This is a genomic window from Faecalicatena contorta (assembly GCF_001404335.1).
Classification (GTDB): domain Bacteria; phylum Bacillota; class Clostridia; order Lachnospirales; family Lachnospiraceae; genus Faecalicatena; species Faecalicatena contortus_B.
The window spans coordinates 1-17,563 of record NZ_CYZU01000041.1 but is presented as its reverse complement, the minus strand read 5'-3'; the positions used below and the strand labels follow the sequence as shown (position 1 = coordinate 17,563).

Below are 17,563 nucleotides of genomic sequence, written 5' to 3'. Positions count from 1 at the left end.
TTGAAAGGGGATTGTATACATGAATACAAAACCAGAATTTCACGGCAGTGACCTGGAAAAAATATCGGAATACTACGGAATTCCTAAGGATTCCATCATCAGCTTCGGCGCCAATGTAAATCCACTCGGCCTTTCCTGGAAGGTAAAAGAGGCTTTAAGCCGCAATTTGGATATCATTTCCACCTATCCGGACAGAGAATATACTTCCCTTCGCCGCGCCATCGGCGAATACTGTCAGGTATCCCCCGCCCATGTCATGGTGGGAAATGGATCCACAGAACTAATCTCTCTGCTTATTGAACAGCGCCGCCCTAAAAAAACGCTCATACTGGGCCCCACATATTCAGAATATGCAAGAGAACTCTCTTTTTCTGACAGTATACAGGATTACTACCATCTGAATCCCGACACTGGATTTTGCCTCAACATCCCTGATTTTTTAGAAAGACTCGAGGCCGGATATGATCTCCTGATCATATGTAATCCCAACAATCCTACATCCTCCGTCATAGGCACCTCTGATATGCGCAGCATCCTGTCCGCCTGTCAGAAGGCCGGAACCTTTGTTATGATTGATGAAACCTATGTGGAATTTGCACCAGATATCTCTTCCGTAAGTGCCATGTCTCTTATTGAAGAATTCGACAACTTCATGGTTCTGCGCGGAGTATCCAAATTCTTCGCCGCTCCCGGCCTCCGCCTGGGTTACGGAGTCACCAGCAGCCAGTCCTTCCTGGCCCGGGTAAAGGAGCACCAGATTCCCTGGTCTCTGAACAGCATCGCCGCCTTTGCCGGAGAACTGATGCTGCAGGACACCAGTTATATAGAAGAAACCCGCTCCTTAATAACAACCGAGCGCACAAGAATGTTGGAAGAACTGCACAAAATAAGCGGCATCACCGTCTACGACGCCACCGCCAATTTCATCCTGATCCGTATCCGCAAACCCGATATGACTGCCTTTGACCTATTCGAGGCCTGCATCAAACAGGGCATGATGATCCGGGACTGTTCTTCCTTTCAGTGCCTGGAGGGAGAATACGTACGGTTTTGTGTTATGGGGCGCGAGGAGAATTCGAGGCTTATTGAGGTGATTCGAAGGAGTTTGGGGTAGGGGTTGGTATGGGGACGCTGTGCGGAAGTGGAACAGGGCTCTTCTGGTGACGGAATCAGGGCGTAAGCGCCGCTAATCAAAATCGGAGCCGGCATGTTGAACACCGCCGACACTCACGAGAATTCTGATGAATTCTCGCTGCGGGTCGGCTTTCCTCCAGGCCTTGTGGGCCTGGAGGAAGTTCACATGCCGGCTCCGTTTTTGATAAAGCGGCGCTAACGCCCTGAAAGACGCCACCAGAAGAGCCCTGTTCCACTTCCGCACAGCTTGGCGCATCCAACCGTACGGGAAACACACTGCTCACTGTGGGAATTGCGGGCGGGGAAAGCGGATTAAGTTGAATTGGTGCAGCGATTTCGCCCAAACTGCTTTGTTCTTGCCGACTCGATCCACTGCTCCCGTCTGGGGAGCTTCCAGGTCTTGTTTTCTACCGATTTGATGCAGCCCGCTCCCATCAGGCGTCCTACTCCACCAATATCAACGCCACAAAAACAAGATCCTCTCCCCCCGTATTTTTGACTCCATGTCCGTCTCCGTTTTTGCAGTATACTACATCCCCGGCCTCTATTGGCACCGCTTTTCCGTTATCATCATACATTCCCTTTCCAGAGAGAATGTAGTACGTTTCGGTTTCTCCGTGATGCTCGTGATGGCCAAGTTCACAATTGGGCTTGAGCGTTACTTTTGAGAACATTTTGCAGTGGTTTCCAAGCTCTTCTGTGCTTAACAGGGCTTCCTTCATGATGAAGCCTGCACCTCCGTTTGCTTTTTCTACTGTCTCAATCTTTCTTTCGCCTGCTTTTGTCATATTGAAATCCTCCTTTTCTTTACTGTATATTCAGGTTACTTCCGTACGTAATCTGTGCTTTAAACCCATTCTCAATCTAACACAGAACATTGCATACCCATAGGGCACCCCGTAACTCATGCTCTCCGGGCGGATCCGCAGTAAACCGCGGAATATCGTATACATGTATGCTAAAAATCTTTCTTCATCTGTCGGTAATCCAGAACTTGATATCCCAGTTTCTCATAAAGGGCTTTTGCTCTTGTATTGTCATCTTCTATTTCCAGGCGGAAGCGTGTGACACCCTCTTCTCTGTGTGCTTCCATGTATGCAAAAAATTCGCTTCCCAGCCCCTTGGAGCGGTATTCTTCCAGGATATAGAGTTCTTCCAGCCAGTACACATACCCGCCGGCCTCCTGGGAAAATGTCTTCGCGATCAGGCCGTACCCCGCCATGCTGCCCTCATATTCCAGCATATAAATCTTTCCATAAGTTCCGCTGCTGATACATTCCTCGAAGGTTTTCTCAATGTATGAATCCGGTATCGGATGCAGCACTGCCGGTGAATGGTAGAAATCATGGGCCATCTTCAAATATTCTTCTCTGTCTTCCTGTCTCACTTCTCGTATCATATATGCCTCCTGTTGTATCCTTCAAATGTCTTTTTTTCGAAGCAGCTCTTCCTGGCCGCTATTTCCGGCCTCCACAAACTCCCGGCACGAAAACACACGGTCCTTCTCCAGCTCCACTGCCCTAATACTATCATATTTCCCGGAAAAGGTCTACTCTTAACCCATCAGTTTATTGGCCCGGATGCCGTGCAGAATGGTGCGCGTCCCCGTGAAAAATGGCCTCTTAACTTCCTTATGGAATTTTAAGAAATCATCTCCATGATTTGTGTTATAATATTTCTATACTAATTGACTGAATTCTCTAGAAAGGATGGTATATTTATGGAATTAAACGAAGGATTAAGGAAAATATTTCTTGCAGGTGTCGGTGCGGTAGCCACTACGGCGGAAACGGCAAAAGATGTGGTTGAGAATCTGGTAAAAAAAGGCGAGATTACTGTTGAGCAGGGAAAAGTCCTCAATGAAGAATTGAAAAAAAACGCCAAGGAAAAGATGAAGGAGCATGTGTCTGTCACAGTTGTGAAGGAATACAAAGATGCAATGACCGCAGTAGACCATATGAAAGAGGATGAGCTGGAAGCACTCAAGGCCAAAATCGCAGAGGTCGAAAAAGCCGCAGCACAAAAAGCTGCAGAGAAAGCCGCCAAAGAAGCTGCAGAGGAAAAGTCCGGGGACGGGGCCATGGATGAGGATAGCGATGACTCTTGTAAAGCAGCGGAAGAAGCTGTCGACACTGAGGACAGCCCGGCAGGGGAAGACCCCTGTACTGAGGACAGCCCGGCAGAGGAAGCAGAAGCTGCTGTCCCTCAGGACCCCCAATAGCAGGTTCTGCCTATGAATGAAACAATCGTAACCCCGGAGACATCCCAGGCAGAACCCCCTGCTTCCCAAAAGCGCCTGCGGGAGATCCTGCAGGTACTTGGTAAACATCACATAACCCGTGGGCTCACCCCGGCTAAGCTCCGCGAGATTCTGGAAGATTTGGGCCCAACTTATGTAAAACTTGGGCAGATTATGTCCATGCGTTCAGATATGCTTCCGGAAAATTACTGCCGTGAGCTGACGAAGCTGCGCACAGAGGTGAGCCCCCTGCCCTATTCCGTTGTGTCTGGAGTCATCGAAGAAGAGCTCAAAGAGCCGGCGGGAAATATCTTCTCACAGATTGAGGAGACTCCTCTCGGCTCTGCTTCGATTGCCCAGGTGCACCCCGCAGTCCTGAAGGATGGTACAAAGGTCGTTATTAAAATACAGCGGCCGGCCATAAAAGAGATCATGCAGGACGATATTCTGCTTCTAAAAAAGGCCGCTGGTATTCTGAAACTGGCTATAGGAACGGAAGACCTGATTGATTTCAGGACGATTCTGGATGAACTCTGGAAGACCACCCGGGAAGAAATAGATTTTCTTCAGGAAGCTGCAAACCTGAATCTTTTTTATGAGAACCAGAGGGATATTGTGTATGTCACCTGTCCAAAAGTATTTCATGAGTTCACTACTCCGCGGCTGCTTGTGATGGAGTATATTGACGGAATACAGATCGACGAGACAGTACGCCTCCAAGAGCTTGGCTATGATATGACAGAGATCGGCCAGAAGGCTGCCGAAAACTACTGTAAGCAGATACTCGAGGATGGTTTTTTTCATGCGGATCCCCATCCAGGCAATCTCTGGGTAGCCGGCGGACAGATCGCCTGGCTTGACCTAGGGATGACGGGCAGGCTGACTGAACACAACAAACAGCTGCTCAAGAAGGCGATCACGGCGATTCTGGAACACGATATCTATTCTCTGAAGAATGTGCTTCTGGCATTCGGGGAACCCCAGGAACGCGTCAACCATGCCAGACTTTATACAGACATTGATGATATTTTAAGCAAATATATGTCCATGGATTTCGGAACAATGAAGCTGGGAGAATTAATTGAGCGCATGCTTTCTCTTGTGAAGGAACACCGTTTGGCAATTACCCCGGACATTACGCTGCTCGGACGGAGCATGGTCACGATGGAGGGAACGCTGGCAGCCTGTGCCCCGGACGTCAATATTCTGCAGATTCTTTCCATGCACATGTCCACGCTCCTGCTGAAAGAACTGGATATAAAAAAGCTGCTCAGGCATAAGGGACGCCAGCTCTATACTTCTATGGATAAGTCCATGGAGATTCCGGCACAGATTTCTGATCTGCTTAATATTACCAAGAATGGACAGGCCCAGCTGAATCTGCAGCTTTCTGATTCCGAGGAGATACGCGCCGATATTCATAAAACGGCTGACCGGTTTATTCTGAGTATACTGGCGGCTGCTCTATTCATTGGCTCCGGAATGATTATTCATGTACGCACAATTCCACAGTGGTTCGGGATACCTTGGATCAGCTTTTTGGGGTATACGATCTCTGCGGTTATCATCGTTGGATTGATTGTCAGGATATTGCTGGCGCGGCGGAAGTAGGGGGAGGGGGCACTTCGCGGAAGGCGAACCGGGAGGGGCCGGGAAGGCGTGTGCTGTTTTGCATTACGACCCGCGGGCTAACCGGCAGTAAGAGGAACAACAAAGGATTGCAGGGAAACAGCGGCATTCACCGTCTAAGCCGATGCTTAGACGGCTCAGGCCTCTTTGGAAATTGCTTTGGTGAGCAATTTCCATCCCTGCAATCCTTTGTTGTTCCTCTAACTGCCGGTAAGCCCGCTCTACGCTATGCAAAACAGCACACGCCTTCCCGGCCCCTCCCGGTTCGCCTTCCGCAAAGCTGGGCGCATCCTACCGGAGGGAGTGAAAGTCGGTATTTTGTGGCTTGGATGGGTGGGGATGAATGGCGGGGCTGTATTAGGACAAGAGGATTTTGCTTGCTTATATATTGTTTTGATTTTGATTAGGGCAGGCATTTTATATAGCGGTATTGGAGCTTTTTGATTAGGGGCAGGTCTTTTTGGATGTGTTTTGATGTTTTTAGGTAAAGGGCGTATAAGTTTTGGTGGGTTTCTTTTGGGGGCGGGGTTTTGTCGTACATTGCTTTTTGGGCGGCCTGCCGGAGGGTATTGCAGTCTTGTTCGGTCAGGGCGGGCAGGACCTTTTTTAGGGTCTCGAAGGAATCTGTGCTGAATGGGGTTTTTATGTTTGTGCCCAGGACGGCGGCGGCCGCGCAGAAGGCCAGGCAGATCTCGATTATGCCCCTGCCCTGGGCGTATTTTTGTAGGGCGTTTGCTTTCTTTTTTCTTCGCACGGCAGCCTGTGTTGCTGTTAGGATTGTGCACAGGAATGCCAGCAGGTGGGCTGTAAGGATGGCCTGGGCCGGCTTCGATAAGACCGGACGGCTTACTGCGGGTTTGCTGGCGGATGCGGGCGGTACTGCTGCCTGGCTGTCTCCGGTGTATGGGAGGGTGTGCTCTCTTATGACCCATTTGTCTTCATAGGTTTCACACCAGGCATGGCCCATGTCGCCCGTTACTTCTGCACGGTAGGAACCGTCCGGCTGCTCTTTATAGGCCGATGGAGGGATGGCGTAGCCCTCGGCATACCTGGCTGTGTATCCCATGATACGGTACATCAGGACGGCCGTTGTTGCAAAATGGACACAGAATCCCTTTTTGTTTTCAAACAGGAAGTATTCGGCAAAGTCCTGCCCCGAAGGGGTGGCCCCGGGCTCATAATCGTATACCGTATTTTCCTCAAACTCTTTCTGTATAAATTCTGCGGCTTCCTCTGCTGAATGGGTCTCTTGTTTTTCGCACAGGCTGATCAGACGGGTCAGATTTCCTGGATATCCTCTATATTGATTTGGTATCTCATCATTCTCTTCCGGAGCTTTCCACGTACTGTCCTGATAGACTGCGCCGAACGTCAGCGGCAGATAAACGGTGCTCTCGGGGCGGGTTGGAGACGCTACTACAAGTCCTTTTCCGTCTCCCGGCTGAAAATATCCGATGTTCTGCAGGCTTGTTGACTGATCCGGTGAAAACAGGTCATGGGGGATTCCGGCTGTCGTTCCTCCTGCGTTTGGAAACAGTCCTTCCTGGGTATCTTCCTCGTTCTGTATTTCGTTATCCTGGTTTTCCTCCGGTGCAGTATCCTTTGGCTCTTCCGGCTTCTCTTCTTCTTTTTCTTTTGGTTCTTCCTCTTCTTTTGATGCACCGGCAGCCTCTTCCAGCCTCTGGATGACATGTTTCTCGATTGCTGCCTGTGCCCGGATATACACCCCATTTTCTACGGTCTTATGTGCCTCGATCCGGCCTGCTGCTCCCCAGGAGACTGCGCAGAGCACAGAGACCAGCACCGCGGCTGTCAATGCATTTCCCCAGACAGATCTCGCTGTACTGCCTGTTCCTATGGCAAAATAGATACCGCAGGCCAAAACCAGCAGACCACAGGATCTCACCGATGGAAAATAACCTTCCGTGGCAGAAAGGATTGCCGGAATTAAAAGCAGCACTATGACGGCCGCCTTTCCTTTTCCGCGGACCAGAACGAGGGAAAATACCGCTATGATTGGTATGGTGGCTGCCGCAATCCCCACGGCCAGCAGGACCTTGGAGACCTCAGGCACTTCATAGAGAAGAAGCGGCACACTGCCCTCCTCGTGAATACGCAGATAGGCATTCGCCAGTGAATTCACTACTGCTATGGCAGGCACACGGTTTTTCCATGCCAGAAATATCAGGGCCGCGCCTCCTGCAGCCAGATACAGTATTTTTTTCTTTCCCCTGCTTCCCCACAACCACAGCCAGAATATGGACAGCAGAAAAAGGCAGCCGTACAGCCAGGCTTTTAATACATGCAGGGGGAACACGGACAGCAGGCTCTCCCACCATGCCGCGGCAAGAAAGCCCGCAGACAATGCTCTTGCCGCAAACAGACTGATCCGGTTTATTCCCCCGGATGTCTCTCTGCTCTTCTGTTCAAACAGCCTGATGCCTGATTTGCATTCTTTTCTGTTTTTCATCGGCAGTCTCCTCCCTAAAGCTGCAGTAATTCCTGCTTTTCACCATCGACGGTTATCCCGCCCTGTCCGTCGATTTTAACAATACTGCTGAAATGCTCCCCGCGGAATGCATCTTCATAGCAGGCTTTGCGCATATTGTCATCCGTATACGGCTCCATTTCCAGCATTCTCCACAAAAGGCCGTGCACAGTCTCCTCACTGCTGACCTTCCATTTCACAATTCTCATATTCTTCTCTTCAAACCAGGCAGCCATATGAATACATTTCTCCCCCGCCAGCGTCATGCACAGGGAAGCGGCTGATTCCAGCATTTTACTGAATCCCTCACTGCTCTGCCCTTTTTTCGGATACTCCATCCAGACCAGCACGACACATCCCAGGGGAAAGCTGTATTCCTTCACCATCAGTGCATCTTCCTTGGCTGTCAGCTTCCAGTGGATATCGTGTACAGAATCCCATGGGCGGTATTCCCTGATCTGATAGATTTCAGAGGGATCATCCCCGCTTTTCTCTACGGAATATTCATCCGCATCGGCCAGAAACTCCCGGGTTCGTCTCGTAATTTCCAAAGGCATCAGCCCTGCCTTGGGCATGATCCCTACATAAGCCTTATCCGCAAGGGGAATGGTTCTGTAAAACAACCCGAAAAAGTCGAAGATTTTCATACCGTCCAACGCGACTTCCATGCTTCCGCAGTATTCCGATGTAAAATAAAACGGAAGCGCTTTTTTTCTGCCCGGCTCCAGCATTCCGGACATCTTTTTTACCGTCATCTGACCAGAATTTCTTCCGCCGATCTTCACCCGAAGTTCATATTTCCCATTCCAGATCCTGGAGGTATTATACACCCATAATTTCACCCTGATTTTCTGGTTTTTCTCCCCCATAGCCGGAACCTTACCGATCCCCGCCGTCAATCTGGCAGACATGTTGTGCAGACAGGCAAATGAAACAACGGGATACAGGATTTCCAGCACTAAAGCGGCTGAAAGGGCCGGAGTATCATACATCAGGAACAGATACCCGGTTACCAGAACCGCCGCCGCATATCCAACTGTTCGTCTTATCATGCCGTCACCTAACGCCTTTTCATAACCGGTGGCTTCACTTCTTCCAGGATCTGTTCCAGTACATCTTCCGTCCGGATATGCCCGACCTTTGCTTTGGTGCTGAGCAGTACCCTGTGCCCTGCCACACATTGAAACACATCCGCCACATCATCTGGAATCACATACTCCCGGCCCCTCATATAAGCGCCGGCCTTAGCCATAGCCGCCATGGCCACGGTTCCCCTCGGGCTCAGCCCCATCGCAATGTGTTCTCCGCCTCTGGTGGCCTTTGCCAGCTGGGCAATATAAGTGTATACGGCGTCATGTATAAACAGATTTTTCACTTCCTCCTGTGCCCGCACAAGCAGCTCCGCCGTCATCACCCGTCTTACGGGCCCGGTACTCCGCCCTGACTGGTTTCTCTTCATAATCTCTACTTCTTCTTTCACGCTCGGATACCCCATACTGACACAGATCATAAAACGATCCAGCTGAGACTCCGGAAGCAGCTGTGTTCCCGCAGAACCGGCGGGATTCTCCGTAGCGATCACAATAAAAGGATTCCCCGTTTTTCTGGTCACCCCATCCACGGTCACCTGTTTTTCCTCCATAACCTCCAATAGAGCGGACTGCGTCTTTGGCGAGGTCCTGTTGATCTCATCCGCCAGCAGCAGATTGCATATCACCGCCCCCGGCTGGTACACAAACTGCTCCGTCGCCTTCTGATACAGCGTAAACCCTGTCAGGTCGGCAGGAAGCACATCCGGAGTAAACTGGACCCGCTTCTCCTCAAGCCCCATAGCTTTAGAAAAAGCAAGGGCCATGGTAGTCTTTCCCATCCCCGGAATATCCTCCACTAAAATATGCCCCCCGGCCAGAATCGCCATCATAATCTTTTCCGTAATCTCCTCTTTCCCAACAACGGCCCTGCCGACCTCTTGAAGCACCGCATCAATAGCCTCTCTATAATCAGACATAAAACGCCTCCTCCTGACAAATACTTGTTCCCCAAATTATATCATATAATCGAAAGGTTTGGGGAATGGATTCGCCTGTCTGGGGCGGGAGGGACTACGGGGGCGGATGAAACTGGCTATGCGTATATTAAAGCCCCCTTTACCTTTATAGATATCCTGCCCTTTTACGAAATCTACTACCCCAGCCATTCCTTCCCGCTTCATCGATTCCATCCACTGCCCCCGCCAAGATCCCCCGTCAGTGAAGCCACTTCTACCGTCTTGATGCACCAGCTTCAGGAACCGGACATAGGGGCATCTGGAGGCGTCTTACGGCGGTTAGCTGGAGTTAAGTAAAATAGAAGGAAAACCGGGGTGATTTTTGTGATTCCGAATCACAAAAATCCCTGGCCCCAGCGCGCGAAGCCATCAGGGCTTCGCGTGATGTGGCCAGGTTGCCCCGGTTTTCCTTCTATTTTGCTTTACTCCAGTTTACCGCTGTACCTCGTCTCCAGATGCCCCTATGTCCGGTTCCTGAAGCGTCCCCTCAACCGCCAAAATGCCTTCACTGCACAATCCTATAATATTGTTTGGAGGTTATTAGGAAGATGGCTGCGTAAAATACTGCGAATATGAGTACCGTTCCCACGGTACACAGGAAAAACAGGTGTACGTTTGTGAGGTTCATGACCGCCAGCAGTTTTGTAACCGTTTTGAAGGCGAAGGCTACATGGATAATGGCTGCAATCAATGGCAGAAAGAAGACCATTAGTACCTGGGTTTTGATGGAACGTCTTACTTCTTTTTTGCTCATTCCTACTTTCTGCATGATCTGGTAGCGGCCGCGGTCGTCGTAGCCCTCAGATATCTGCTTGTAATAGATAATCAGGACAGTGGCCATCAGGAATAATGCACCTACAAATACGCCAAGGAATAAGAATCCGCCATACATTACATAAAACTCTCCTCTGTAGGCTTCTCTGTACTCGATGCGTGATTCTGCAACCTCTTTTGCCAGACGCTGCTCTATTGCTTTTGCAGCTGTATTTTTATCTTCTTCCTTTCCGCTCATGTTGAAGGAATCGGAATAGATGATCGTGTCTGCACCTTCATAGCCGTATTGCTGTTTTAGGTCTGCGATCTGCTGTATATCTGACATCACTACGACCATTCCCTCCACTGCTCCGGAAACTTCATTCTCTGCCTCTTCTTTCAGGCTGACCGCCTTTTTTACTTTATAGGATACATCCTCTATCTGCAGCACGTCTGACTTCCATTCTCCGCCGGACATATGGATCAGTACTTCATCTCGCTCCAGTGTCTCATTGGTTCCCTCCAGCCTGTTGTAGTCTGATAAGGGGATGATCTCCAGCCATCTGAAGTCTTCTGTTGTGTAAGATTTATCCGGCTTTTCTTCCAGCAGAACCGTACTGTTTATTTCGTCATATATTACAGTAAAGCTTCCGGAACTGTATGATTTTCGGTCTTCTATCTTTACCCCGGCTTTTTTTGTCTCTTCTTCTATAATATGGTCCGTCTTGTCCCGATTTTCCTGTGACGCGTCAAAAACCATCACATCCATGTCCGTAGGAAAACGCGTTGCCAGCAGATTCTCCATGCCTGCATATAGCGAAACGGAAACGGAAATCATGACCAGGACTATAGTGCTTAAGATACAGATATTTGCAAGTCCCACTGCATTTTGTTTCATTCTGTATATCATTCCCGATACGGCGGTGAAATGCCTGCTCTGATAGTAAAACTTTTTATTCTTTTTCAGAATTTTCAGGACAGCAATACTTCCGGCAGTAAACAGACAGTATGTTCCTATAATTACAAGGATGACTGCCGTGAAGAACTTACCTATGGCTGCCAGCGGGGAGTCCGTGGTCTGCGCAATATAGTAGCCGATTCCAAGGTTCACCGCCCCGATCAGCGCGAACAGCCACTTTGTCTTTGGTTCTTTTTCTCCCTGGCTGCCGCCGTGCAGCAGCTCGATCGGATTGGCCTTCTGCACCTGAAACAGATTGAAGATAAAAGTTATCGCAAACGTAATAAGAAACAGTACAATGGTGCCGATCATGGCCGCCGGTTCTACCGCAAACTTCAGTGGAACCTCAAAATGGATCATTTTCAATAAAATCAGAAACATGAGCTTTCCAAGCAGAACGCCCAGCACCAGACCCAAAAGGATACTGATTAGGGTTGTTAGGATTGATTCCCATGCCATCATTTTGGTCAGGTTGCCCTTATCCATCCCCAGCACCTGATATAGCCCGAATTCCTTTTTTCTCTGTTTAACCAGGAAACTGTTCGTATAAAACAGAAATACCACGGAAAATATTCCCGTAATCGTAACCGCCCATCTGAGAACCAGCCTCAGTGTATCTGCACCCTGCATCTGATCCAGCCCTGTATTCCTGCTGATGGCATTCATCACGTAGAACATCATGACTGTCAGCACACAGGTCAGCAGGTAGGGGATGTAAGTCTTTCCGTTCTTTTTTAAGTTTGTTAATGCAAGCTTTGGATAAAACATTACTGCTCACCCCCTGTGCTTAAGACAGTCAGCGCCGCGGAGATTTTCTGGTACATTTCCTCATTTGTCTGATTGCCTCTGTATATCTGGTGGTAGACCTGCCCATCCTTGATAAACATGACGCGGTTCGCACTGCTTGCGGCTTTTACACTGTGTGTTACCATCAGAATGGTCTGCCCGTTCTGATTGATTGTGTTGAAAAGATTCATCAGGTCGTCCGAAGCTCTGGAATCCAGCGCTCCCGTCGGTTCATCAGCGAGGATCAGCTGGGGTCTCGTGATCAGAGCCCTGGCAACAGCCGCACGCTGTTTCTGCCCTCCGGAGACTTCGTAGGGGAATTTTTTCAGCAGATCTGTGATTCCAAGCTGGGCGGCTATGGGCTCCAGCCTGTGTCTCATTTCTTCGTATTTTTTCCCCGCCAGAACCAGCGGAAGGTAGATATTGTCTTCCAGTGAAAAGGTGTCCAGCAGGTTGAAGTCCTGGAAGACGAAGCCCAGGTTCTGCCTTCTGAATGCCGCCATTTCCCTGTCTTTTATAGTACTTAAGTCACGTCCTTTCAGAAGTACTTTTCCGCTGGTAGGTTTATCCAAAGATGCCAGGATGTTCAGCAATGTCGTTTTTCCGGAACCGGATTCGCCCATGATTGCCACGTATTCCCTCGGCTCTATGGAAAAGGTGACGTCCGCAAGGGCCTGCACCTGACTGCCTCCGAATCTGGTTGTATAAATCTTTTTTACATTTTTCACATCTAATAATGACATAAAGCTTTCCTGCCTTTCTTTCCTCATTGTTTTCCTGTCTATGCACATATTATAAGGCACCAGCACTGTCTCCATCCATAACTTTGCCTTTCAAAACCCGGGGAAATCCTTACGTTTTTGTAAGATTCGGTCATTTTTCTCTGTTGCTTTTACGAAAAATATGATATGATGGCACTGTGTTATTATTTTATCAGATAAACACATCCTATGTCCACAAGGCCAAATATCCTTTGGCCCCGCGGGCAGCTGTCTCCCCGGAATCGCTGTGTATTGCACGATTATTCCGTAAAAGGCCTGCTGCTTTCGCGAAAATCAATGAATGGAGAAAGAAGCTATGAGTTTAATTGAAACAGTAAAAGATGCCGGTATTGTAGGGGCCGGCGGGGCAGGATTTCCTACGCATGTGAAGTTGAACACTAAGGCCGAGTATTTTATCGTCAATGCCGCCGAATGTGAACCATTGATTGAGACTGACAAGTATCTGTGCAGAACCTTTGCCGATGAGTTAATTAAAGGAGTCATGTATATTGCCGGACATCTCGAGGCAAAGAAGTCTTACATAGCGCTCAAAGCTAAATACAAAGCCGAAATTGCCGCTTTAAGAGAGGCAATTGAAAAAAATAATGCAGATATCGAGATTTTTGAGATGAGAACCTTCTATCCCGCCGGGGATGAACAGATTATCGTGCAGCAGGTTACCGGCAGGACCGTCCCTGAGCGCGGCATTCCGATTGAAGTCGGTGCCGTCGTGGATAACGTGGGAACCGTGATTGGCATTTACCGTGCACTGACAAACGGTGACAAGGTAACGGACAAGTATTTATCCGTTGTCGGCGAAGTGAAGGAACCCATTATGCTGAAGGTGCCCATCGGAACATCCGTCAGAACATGCATCGAGGCGGCGCAGCCTGTGATCTCCGATTATGCCGTCATTCTCGGCGGCCCTATGATGGGGAAGGTCTTTGCAGATGACAGCGCCATTGACCAGCAGGTCGTGACAAAGACAACCGGCAACATCATCGTTCTCCCGAAGGACCACTATCTGATCAGGAGAACACAGGTTTCCATCCAGAGGATTAAGCATCAGGCGAGAAGCGCCTGTATCCAGTGCAGAATGTGTACAGATCTGTGCCCGCGTTTCCAGATCGGACACAGCATCAAGCCTCATCTTGTCATGAGAAATGTCTGGAGAGAAGAGACGATTGATTCCAACGAAGAATTCGCAAAATGCTACGGCGATGCAGTGAACTGCTGCAGCTGCGGCGTCTGTGAGATGTTCTCATGTCCAATGGGACTCTCCCCGAGACAAGTGAATGATTATATGAAGGTACAGCTTCGTGAACGCGGAATTATGATCGATAAGACTCCGGATCCGACGGCAAGGCCGACGATTGATCTCAACCGGATTCCAACCGACCGCCTGATCGCACGTCTGGGGCTCGGAAAATATAATGGGCTGCATGCACACAGCTGTACGGAACTATTTCCCAGGGAAGTATTCATTCCATTATCACAGCATATCGGCAAGCCGGCGGCAGCAGTTGTTAAAGCCGGCGACACCATACATAAAGGCGACTTAATCGGTCAGGCAGATGAAAAAGCGCTGTCAGCCAATATTCACGCAAGCGTGAACGGGACAGTCACCGAAGCAGCACCAAACGGTATTCGAATAAATGTAAACTAATGGAGGAATTTAAAAATGGGAAATTCAGTAGGAATGTTAGAATTGTCCAGTATAGCGAAAGGAATTGAGACCTGCGACCATGTACTCAAGGCCGCAGAGGTTGAATTATTAAGGTCATCCACGATCTGCCCCGGTAAATATCTCATCATTATCGGCGGTGATACCAGCAGCGTGAATGCTGCTATGAATGTAGGGGAAGAGATAGCAGGGCCATTCCTGGTAGATAAATTGCTGATCCCCAATATCAGCGACCAGCTGATGCCAGCGATCAGTAATACCTCACAGGTTCCGACCACCGGAGCTGTGGGCGTGATTGAGTTCTATTCCGTATCTTCTGCAATTGTAGCGGCGGATACCGCTGCGAAAGCTGCCGATATTCATCTGATCGAGATCCGCACCGGTTTTGCCGTAGGCGGCAAGGGATTTGTTACCATGTGCGGCGATGTCAGCGCTGTGACGGCTGCAGTTAAGGCTGCGGAGGCTGTAAGCGAACTGATGGTTAACAGTGTGGTTATTCCACGGCCGACTGAGAAACTGTTTGAGGCACTGATGTAAAGAAATGCCGAGTTAAGGCGTTTTATCGTTGAACAAAGTGGAATAGGAAAGTTCTGAGCACTTTCCTATTTATATAAAGAAAAGTTCTGCCATGGTGGGAACCTTCATGGCAGAGCTTCTTTTTTACTTTATTTTCTACCGCAGTTTCTTACTACTCTGTAACCAGAGGTTCCCGGTGCAGATACAGCCGTATCTTTGTGCCTCTTCCGACTTCAGATTCAGCGGTCAGGCCGTGGTTTAATTTGTCACAGATGGATTTGCAGAGATATAATCCGATACCCGTTGACTTTTTATCCTTTCTCCCATTGTATCCCGTAAATCCCTTTTCAAATATTCTGGGCAGGTCTTCCGCCTGGATACCGATGCCTGTATCTTCTATTACAAGCACTTCTTCCGGCCCCGGCTCCATATATATGGAAATGGTACCCTGACCTGTATATTTCAAGGCATTTGACAGCAGCTGTTCCAGGACGAGAAGGAACCACTTTTCATCCGTCAATACCATTCCCTCACATTTCTGATAACTGAGATGGATTTTTTTCAATATGAAAAGCTGAGAATATTTGCGCACCGCCTGGCGAACGATATCATCAATGGAGTACCACTGCAGAGACAGATCGGATGACATATCCCCCATCCGCAGATAAGAAAGCACCATTTCCACATACTGTTCCGTCTTGAACAGCTCCATCTTCATTGGTCGGATCAGCTCTGCCTCCTCCTCGATCTCCCCTTCCTCAAATGACTGCAGCAGCAGGCGCATAGCCGCCAGGGGGGTCTTAATCTGATGGGCCCACAGGCCGTAATAGTCCAACATCTCCTGTCTCCCAATGCGGGCCCCTGTTTCCATTTCTTCTTTATAATCAAACAAAATTTGTAGCTTTTCACGGTACAGTAATTCCGTCAGATCTGTCGTAGAAGGCGCCTCTCGCCACTCGTACGGCAGGGCCGCCTGCGCTTCCTTTACCTTTTCAACATGGCGGCAGAAGCCGGTAAAATCGCACACTGCAAACACTGCAGACAACACAGCAGAAAGCAGTACCGCATATCCCAGTGCATCTGACCTGATGTTATACAGGTACAGAACAAGCCAGAATATCCCAAGTATAAGAAGCAACAGGATCATATATTTTAATCTAGATTTTATAAAAAAGCCCAGTTTTTTCTTCATTCCAGCAGATACCCAATCCCTTTCTTTGTACAGATAAAGTCCGTGATTCCGATTCCCTCCAGTTTTCTGCGCAGCCTCGTAATATTAACCGTCAATGTATTGTCATCTATAAACTCATCGCTTTCCCAAAGACGTTCCATAATCCGCTCGCGCTTCACAATCTTTCCCGCATTTTCCATCAATATCTGGAGGATTTTAAAATCATTTTTCGTCAAATCCAGTTTCCTGCCCTCGTATGTTAAAGCGGCATCGTTCAAATTCAAAATGACGCCTTTGTACTCCAGCACATTCAGCTGCCCCTGGAATGAATAAGTCCTGCGCAGAAGCGCCTGGATCTTCGCCGTAAGCACATTCAGGTCAAATGGTTTCTCAATAAAATCATCCCCGCCCATATTCATGGCCATAACAATATTCATATTATCGCTGGCGGAGGACAGGAAGATCATCGGTACTTTCGATATCGCCCGGATCTGCGTACACCAGTGGAATCCATTATAAAATGGGAGCAATATATCCATCAGCACAAGCTGAGGCTCAAACGCAATAAACTCCTCCTGGACATTTTTAAAATCCTTGATGCATCTCACCTCATAGTCCCATTTCACCAGGTGTGCCTCAATCGTCTTCGCAATTGTCAGATCGTCTTCTACAATTAAAATCTTATACATAATGCCCTCTCCTTTGCAAAGGGGTCAGACCCCTGTGCAAATCTCACACAATTTCTGTTATTTACTGTCATCTTTCTTCTCCTATTATACTCTGCTTCTTTTGCATATCACAATACCTAATTTTAGTCGGCTAGTTTTAGCCTAGTCGACGGATGGGGACGCTTCATGACAGGGAGGCCGGGGAAGTGCTGGGGCTGTATATGCCGTTGCGATATGCACCCGTGCTGCTAAGTGTTTCTAGAACAGCCCCAACACCTCCGCGGCCTCCCTGTCATAAAGCTGGTTCATCCAATCGGTAGGAAAGCCCGCCAACCGGGTGGGATCCCGGACCAGGGCAGCGGGTGGGATCCCGGACCAGGGCAGCGGATGTGGATTGGCTATGCATATCTTTTCATCTTCCAGATGTGTATGAACTGGAAGCCGTATCACCTTGCTTATATACACCTACTGGGGACATAAAAGTCCCGCCAATTCTATATCCATACGCTGCCCCCGTTTGAGGCCCCTCCTTAGAAACGAGCTTTTTCCTGCCGGTTGGATGCGCCAGCTCCATGAAGGGATAGCTGAAAACCTCCCGGAGAACATCCATGTCCTTTCAAAAACGCTCTAAGCGGGCCTTAGAAATTCTTGGTGGGAAACAGCCCTGAAAATGGAGAGATTTTTGGATTCCGAATCCAAAAATCAGCTGACCCAGCGCGAGAAATCATC

Annotated in this window: 14 protein-coding genes; 5 read left to right on the top strand and 9 right to left on the bottom strand. The window is 48.9% G+C overall.

Annotated features, from left to right (window positions below; all coding sequences use genetic code 11):
• Nucleotides 1-19 precede the first annotated feature (19 nt).
• Nucleotides 20-1,114 carry a pyridoxal phosphate-dependent aminotransferase gene (locus tag ARB69_RS17855; protein WP_055154574.1) on the top strand — a complete coding sequence of 365 codons (1,095 nt, stop codon included), beginning with the start codon at nucleotides 20-22 and terminating at the stop codon, nucleotides 1,112-1,114.
• A gap of 463 nt (nucleotides 1,115-1,577) precedes the next feature.
• On the opposite strand, the gene ARB69_RS17850 is transcribed toward ARB69_RS17855, so the two are convergent.
• Nucleotides 1,578-1,922 carry a cupin domain-containing protein gene (locus ARB69_RS17850; RefSeq protein ID WP_050642584.1) on the bottom strand — a complete coding sequence of 115 codons (345 nt, stop codon included), beginning with the start codon at nucleotides 1,920-1,922 and terminating at the stop codon, nucleotides 1,578-1,580.
• 170 nt (nucleotides 1,923-2,092) lie between these two features.
• Nucleotides 2,093-2,533 (bottom strand): GNAT family N-acetyltransferase, encoded by a 441-nt coding sequence (locus ARB69_RS17845; protein ID WP_050642585.1) that lies wholly within the window; start codon nucleotides 2,531-2,533, stop codon nucleotides 2,093-2,095.
• Nucleotides 2,534-2,854: 321 nt separating this feature from the next.
• On the opposite strand from ARB69_RS17845, the gene ARB69_RS17840 reads away from it, so the two are divergent.
• Nucleotides 2,855-3,355, top strand: coding sequence for a phasin family protein (locus ARB69_RS17840; RefSeq protein WP_070102484.1), 501 nt, complete (start codon nucleotides 2,855-2,857; stop codon nucleotides 3,353-3,355).
• 12 nt (nucleotides 3,356-3,367) lie between these two features.
• On the top strand, nucleotides 3,368-4,984 hold the full coding sequence (locus tag ARB69_RS17835) for an ABC1 kinase family protein (protein WP_055154573.1): 1,617 nt from the start codon (nucleotides 3,368-3,370) through the stop codon (nucleotides 4,982-4,984).
• Nucleotides 4,985-5,405: 421 nt separating this feature from the next.
• On the opposite strand, the gene ARB69_RS17830 is transcribed toward ARB69_RS17835, so the two are convergent.
• The 5 genes from ARB69_RS17830 to ARB69_RS17810 form a co-directional block, all read right to left on the bottom strand.
• On the bottom strand, nucleotides 5,406-7,472 hold the full coding sequence (locus ARB69_RS17830; protein ID WP_055154572.1) for a transglutaminase-like domain-containing protein: 2,067 nt from the start codon (nucleotides 7,470-7,472) through the stop codon (nucleotides 5,406-5,408).
• 14 nt (nucleotides 7,473-7,486) lie between these two features.
• On the bottom strand, nucleotides 7,487-8,542 hold the full coding sequence (locus tag ARB69_RS17825; protein ID WP_055154571.1) for a DUF58 domain-containing protein: 1,056 nt from the start codon (nucleotides 8,540-8,542) through the stop codon (nucleotides 7,487-7,489).
• 8 nt (nucleotides 8,543-8,550) lie between these two features.
• Nucleotides 8,551-9,498, bottom strand: a complete 948-nt coding sequence (locus tag ARB69_RS17820; RefSeq protein ID WP_055154570.1) for an AAA family ATPase — start codon at nucleotides 9,496-9,498, stop codon at nucleotides 8,551-8,553.
• A gap of 544 nt (nucleotides 9,499-10,042) precedes the next feature.
• Nucleotides 10,043-12,016 (bottom strand): ABC transporter permease, encoded by a 1,974-nt coding sequence (locus ARB69_RS17815; RefSeq protein WP_055154569.1) that lies wholly within the window; start codon nucleotides 12,014-12,016, stop codon nucleotides 10,043-10,045.
• Entirely contained in the window at nucleotides 12,016-12,777 is a 762-nt protein-coding gene (locus ARB69_RS17810) for an ABC transporter ATP-binding protein (RefSeq protein ID WP_055154584.1), read from the bottom strand. Before ARB69_RS17810 ends, ARB69_RS17815 begins: the two co-directional genes overlap by 1 nt.
• A 334-nt stretch (nucleotides 12,778-13,111) precedes the next feature.
• On the opposite strand from ARB69_RS17810, the gene ARB69_RS17805 reads away from it, so the two are divergent.
• Complete coding sequence (locus ARB69_RS17805) at nucleotides 13,112-14,461, top strand: 4Fe-4S dicluster domain-containing protein (protein ID WP_050642592.1); 1,350 nt, start codon at nucleotides 13,112-13,114, stop codon at nucleotides 14,459-14,461.
• A gap of 15 nt (nucleotides 14,462-14,476) precedes the next feature.
• Entirely contained in the window at nucleotides 14,477-15,016 is a 540-nt protein-coding gene (locus ARB69_RS17800; protein ID WP_025657787.1) for a BMC domain-containing protein, read from the top strand.
• Between the two features lie 151 nt (nucleotides 15,017-15,167).
• Here ARB69_RS17800 and ARB69_RS17795 read toward each other — a convergent pair whose 3' ends face one another.
• Both ARB69_RS17795 and ARB69_RS17790 read right to left on the bottom strand, forming a co-directional pair.
• Nucleotides 15,168-16,187, bottom strand: a complete 1,020-nt coding sequence (locus ARB69_RS17795) for a sensor histidine kinase (protein WP_055154568.1) — start codon at nucleotides 16,185-16,187, stop codon at nucleotides 15,168-15,170.
• Nucleotides 16,184-16,855 (bottom strand): response regulator transcription factor, encoded by a 672-nt coding sequence (locus tag ARB69_RS17790; protein WP_055154567.1) that lies wholly within the window; start codon nucleotides 16,853-16,855, stop codon nucleotides 16,184-16,186. The genes ARB69_RS17795 and ARB69_RS17790 overlap by 4 nt, the downstream gene beginning before the upstream one ends.
• Between the last annotated feature and the right edge of the window lie 708 nt (nucleotides 16,856-17,563).

Bases quoted from the DNA above. Each gene is read 5' to 3' on its own strand.
- ARB69_RS17855 (WP_055154574.1), top strand. From the start codon at position 20: ATGAATACAAAACCAGAATTTCACGGCAGTGACCTGGAAAAAATATCG.
- ARB69_RS17850 (WP_050642584.1), bottom strand. From the start codon at position 1,922: ATGACAAAAGCAGGCGAAAGAAAGATTGAGACAGTAGAAAAAGCAAAC.
- ARB69_RS17845 (WP_050642585.1), bottom strand. From the start codon at position 2,533: ATGATACGAGAAGTGAGACAGGAAGACAGAGAAGAATATTTGAAGATG.
- ARB69_RS17840 (WP_070102484.1), top strand. From the start codon at position 2,855: ATGGAATTAAACGAAGGATTAAGGAAAATATTTCTTGCAGGTGTCGGT.
- ARB69_RS17835 (WP_055154573.1), top strand. From the start codon at position 3,368: ATGAATGAAACAATCGTAACCCCGGAGACATCCCAGGCAGAACCCCCT.
- ARB69_RS17830 (WP_055154572.1), bottom strand. From the start codon at position 7,472: ATGAAAAACAGAAAAGAATGCAAATCAGGCATCAGGCTGTTTGAACAG.
- ARB69_RS17825 (WP_055154571.1), bottom strand. From the start codon at position 8,542: ATGATAAGACGAACAGTTGGATATGCGGCGGCGGTTCTGGTAACCGGG.
- ARB69_RS17820 (WP_055154570.1), bottom strand. From the start codon at position 9,498: ATGTCTGATTATAGAGAGGCTATTGATGCGGTGCTTCAAGAGGTCGGC.
- ARB69_RS17815 (WP_055154569.1), bottom strand. From the start codon at position 12,016: ATGTTTTATCCAAAGCTTGCATTAACAAACTTAAAAAAGAACGGAAAG.
- ARB69_RS17810 (WP_055154584.1), bottom strand. From the start codon at position 12,777: ATGTCATTATTAGATGTGAAAAATGTAAAAAAGATTTATACAACCAGA.
- ARB69_RS17805 (WP_050642592.1), top strand. From the start codon at position 13,112: ATGAGTTTAATTGAAACAGTAAAAGATGCCGGTATTGTAGGGGCCGGC.
- ARB69_RS17800 (WP_025657787.1), top strand. From the start codon at position 14,477: ATGGGAAATTCAGTAGGAATGTTAGAATTGTCCAGTATAGCGAAAGGA.
- ARB69_RS17795 (WP_055154568.1), bottom strand. From the start codon at position 16,187: ATGAAGAAAAAACTGGGCTTTTTTATAAAATCTAGATTAAAATATATG.
- ARB69_RS17790 (WP_055154567.1), bottom strand. From the start codon at position 16,855: ATGTATAAGATTTTAATTGTAGAAGACGATCTGACAATTGCGAAGACG.